Raw genomic sequence first — 3,783 nt, 5'->3', positions numbered from 1 at the left:
CCTCGCTCCGGCTTTGGCCTGTGCTGGGCCTTCCTGGCCAGGCGGGTGATCGCCGGCGCCCCGGTCGAGGACCAGGCCCTGGCTTCGGGCGCGGTGCCGACCGTGCAACTGATCGGCGGGGCCGTGGGCTCGGCCGGGGCCGGGGCCCTGGCCAACGCCCTGGGCTTTTCGCACGGCATCGACCCGGACCTTGGCCGGACGGCGGGCCTTTGGCTGTTCCTGGCCTTCACGCCTCTGGCCCTGATCGGCCTGGCGGCGGCCTGGCGTCTGGGCGCGCCTCAGGTCAGGGCGCGAAACCCGACATAGGCCGCGGTGGCCAGGACCATCGCCGCGAACAGCCGGCGCGCCAGGTCGGCGCGGTCGGCCAGTTTCCGCGCGATCGGCGCTCCGGCCAAGGCCCCGAAGCCGCCGCCGATCACCAGGGCCAGCAGCACCGGACCATCGACCAGGCCCGAGGCGGCGTAGCTGACGCTGGTCGCGGCCCCGAACAGGGCGACCGAGGCCAGGGATGAGGCGGCGGCGTTGGCCAGGGTCATGCCGGTGGCCGCCATCAGGCCTGGGGCGATCAGGAAGCCTCCGCCGATGCCGAAGAAGCCCGCCGCGAAGCCGGTTCCAAGACCCACCGGCGCCAGCTTCAGGGTCATGGGGCCGGTCAGCCGGGTCTCCGGATCGCCGGCGTCGACCTTTGGCAGCAGCATGGTGACGGCGACCACGGCCATGATCACCGCGAAGCCGGCCAGCAGGATCTGCCCGTCCAGCCGCTTGGCCAGGGCCGCGCCGCTGAGGGCCCCGACCAGGCCGGTGGCGGCGAAGGTCAGGGGCAGGGCCACTTGACGTCCCGTCCGGCCCGCGCCTGAACGGCCAGACCCACGGCGGCGTTGATCGACACCGCCGCCGCCGAGGTCCCGATCGCCACATGCGGATCGCTCACCCCGACCACGTAAAGCAGCAGGGCGTGGCCAGCACCGAGCCACCGCCGCCGAACACGGTCAGCAGCAGGCCGATGACGCCGCCGCCGGCGACGGCGAGAAGCAGGGGAATCAGATCCATGAGGAAACGCCTTGGACAGAGGGCGACAGGTCGCGGGCGGGGACCATCAAGAGGCCTCGCAGGCTTGGGGACAGAAGATCTCGGCCAGGGTCGCCATCAGCCGCAGGGCGGCGGGGTCGTCGATCGCGTAGCGGATGGTCTGGCCCTCGCGCCGGGTGGCCACCAGATGCTCCGCGCGCAGAATGGCCAGGTGCTGCGACAGGGCCGATTGCGACAGCCCCGCGCCCGGTAGAAGATCGCCCACCGCGCGCTCGCCCTCGGCCAACTGGCACAGGATATTGAGGCGCTTCTCGTTGGCCAGCGCCTTGAGCAGACGCGCGGCCCTGGCCGAGCCCTCCCGGAGGCGTGACAGGTCGCTGGCGGCGGGCTGGATCATGACAGCAATATATGAGTTGTTTCTAAATTAGCAATTACTTATATATAGCCCATGAACACGCTCAGCGCCCCCGCCTCGCCGGCCACCGTGCAGGCCTTCTTCGACAAGGCCACCCACACGGTCAGCTATCTGGTGTCCGACCCCGCCACCCGCGCGGCGGCGATCATCGACCCCGTGCTCGACTTCGATCCGAAGTCCGCGACCCTGTCGACGCGCTCGGCCGACGCGCTGCTCGCGGCGGTGGCCGCCCAGGGCCTGACGCTGAACTGGGTGCTGGAGACCCACGCCCATGCCGACCACCTGTCGGCCGGGGCCCTGCTGCGCGAGCGCACCGGCGCGAAACTGGTCGTCGGCGAGCGCATCGTCGAGGTGCAGGGCCAGTTCGCGCCGCTGTTCGAGGCCGACGACGTCGCCCTCGACGGCCGCCAGTTCGACCGCCTGGTCGGCGAGGGCGACCAGATCGCGCTCGGCGACCTGACCATCACGGTGCTGCACACGCCCGGCCATACGCCGGCCTGCGTCAGCTACCGGATCGACGACATGATCTTCGTCGGCGACACCCTGTTCATGCCCGACTACGGCACGGCCCGGGCCGACTTCCCCGGGGGCGACGCCGCGACCCTGTATCAGTCGATCGGCAAGATCCTCGCCCTGCCGCCCGCGACGCGCGTCTTCGTCGGTCATGACTACCTGCCGCCCGGCCGCGACACCCCCGCCTGGGAAACCACCGTCGAGGCCGAGCGGGCGAGCAATATCCATGTCGGCGGCGGCGTCAGCCAGGAGGCCTTCGTGGCCATGCGCAACGCCCGCGACGCCACCCTCGACGCGCCGGTGCTGATCCTGCCCGCGCTGCAGGTCAATATCCGGGCCGGGGCCCTGCCGCCGGCCTCGCCGGGCGGACGGGTCTTCCTGAAGCTGCCGGTCAGTGGGCCTCATCCGACGGGCGGCGGATAGCGGTCTCGCATCAACGCCACCGAGGCCGCGCAGAGGTCGATGCTTCCTGAGCCGGGCCAGCAGCCAGGCAGACCAGCAAAGAAAAACGCCCCCGGCGCGAGCCGGAGGCGTTGATCGTCACGGCGCCGAGGGCGCCGCTGATGGCGCGGGCCTAGGCGGCCTTGACCAGCGACTTGGTCAGGATGCCGATGGCGGCTTCGCGGTCGATGCGCTCGATGGCGGCGACTTCGCGGGCCATGCGGTCCAGGGCCGATTCATACAGCTGGCGCTCGGAATAGGACTGTTCAGGCTGGTTCTCGGCGCGGTGCAGGTCGCGGACGACCTCGGCGATCGAGATCAGGTCGCCCGAATTGATCTTGGCTTCGTATTCCTGGGCCCGGCGCGACCACATGGTGCGCTTGACGCGGGCCCGGCCCTTCAGGGTGGTCAGGGCCTGCGACACGACATTGCCTTCGGCCAGAGGGCGCAGACCGGCGGTCTTGGCCTTCTTGGTCGGCACCCGCAGGGTCATCTTCTCGTGGTCGAAGGTGATCACGTAGACTTCGAGCGACATTCCGGCCACTTCCTGGGTTTCGACACCCTGGATGGTGCCCACGCCATGCGCGGGATAGACGACATGGTCGCCGACCGAGAATTCCAGACCGCTCTTGCTCATTCGTTCGTCCTCATAAGATCGGGCCGAAATGGGCCCTTTACGCCGGTCGACGGGCCCGCAAACGACGACAGAAACCCCACCGCTGGTGGGCGGGGTTCGGGTCGGTGCGGGTTTCGGAATAACGCTTTTAGGTCACCCTTCGCCTTCGATCGGGCGCGCCGGATTAACGGCTGACATCATCCACGCGGCGAGCGAGCGCGAAGGCTCGAAATCGCAGCGTTGGCAACGACAATATCATAAAAATCAGCTTGATGAAAGGCTTGCGGCCGTCTTCGCCCGCGCCGCCTCGGGATCAGCTGCCCTTGCCGGGCTTTTCGCTATTTCTCGAACTTGCCGGTCTCGCGCTCGAAGTCGTCACGGTCGGCGGGCGGCTCGCCCTTCACCGTGATGTTGGGCCAGACCTTGGCGTAGTCGGAATTGATTCGCAGCCACTTGCCGTCCGGCTCGTCCTCGGTGTCGGGCTTGATGGCGTCCACCGGGCACTCCGGCTCGCAGACGCCGCAGTCGATGCACTCGTCCGGATTGATGGCCAGGAAGTTCTCGCCCTCATAGAAGCAGTCGACCGGGCACACCTCGACGCAGTCCATGTACTTACATTTGATGCAGGCGTCGGTAACGATGTAGGTTCATCGAGAACTCGAGAAGCTTGGACAGGATTGCGCGCGGCGGTTTTCGAAGTCCGCGGGCCGGATGTCAATGCGGCTTGCTCCCCTAGGGGATGAGGATTTCTGTCACGGCGATCAGATCC

The 3,783-nt window shown here is 68.6% G+C and carries 3 protein-coding genes and 3 pseudogenes; 2 read left to right on the top strand and 4 right to left on the bottom strand.

Going from position 1 to position 3,783, the window contains the following annotated elements; all coding sequences use genetic code 11:
- A pseudogene (locus CSW58_RS12555) lies at window positions 1-306 on the top strand (hypothetical protein); the annotation flags it as partial.
- Here CSW58_RS12555 and CSW58_RS12550 read toward each other — a convergent pair.
- Together CSW58_RS12550 and CSW58_RS12545 are read right to left on the bottom strand one after the other, a co-directional pair.
- A pseudogene (locus tag CSW58_RS12550) lies at window positions 279-1,050 on the bottom strand (sulfite exporter TauE/SafE family protein). The pseudogenes CSW58_RS12555 and CSW58_RS12550 overlap by 28 nt on opposite strands.
- Window positions 1,051-1,096: 46 nt before the next feature.
- The gene (locus tag CSW58_RS12545; protein ID WP_099447512.1) at window positions 1,097-1,426 is read right to left on the bottom strand and encodes a helix-turn-helix transcriptional regulator; all 330 of its coding nucleotides are present in this window, start codon (window positions 1,424-1,426) and stop codon (window positions 1,097-1,099) included.
- A 51-nt stretch (window positions 1,427-1,477) separates the two neighbouring features.
- On the opposite strand from CSW58_RS12545, the gene CSW58_RS12540 reads away from it, so the two are divergent.
- Window positions 1,478-2,380, top strand: coding sequence for an MBL fold metallo-hydrolase (locus CSW58_RS12540; protein ID WP_099447511.1), 903 nt, complete (start codon window positions 1,478-1,480; stop codon window positions 2,378-2,380).
- Between the two features lie 151 nt (window positions 2,381-2,531).
- On the opposite strand, the gene CSW58_RS12535 is transcribed toward CSW58_RS12540, so the two are convergent.
- Complete coding sequence (locus tag CSW58_RS12535; RefSeq protein WP_099447510.1) at window positions 2,532-3,035, bottom strand: CarD family transcriptional regulator; 504 nt, start codon at window positions 3,033-3,035, stop codon at window positions 2,532-2,534.
- Window positions 3,036-3,327: 292 nt separating this feature from the next.
- Window positions 3,328-3,622: pseudogene (locus tag CSW58_RS12530) on the bottom strand (DUF3470 domain-containing protein).
- Window positions 3,623-3,783 lie beyond the last annotated feature (161 nt).

Source organism: Caulobacter sp. B11, from assembly GCF_002737765.1.
GTDB lineage: Bacteria > Pseudomonadota > Alphaproteobacteria > Caulobacterales > Caulobacteraceae > Caulobacter.
This window is presented reverse-complemented; position numbering and strand designations above follow the sequence as displayed.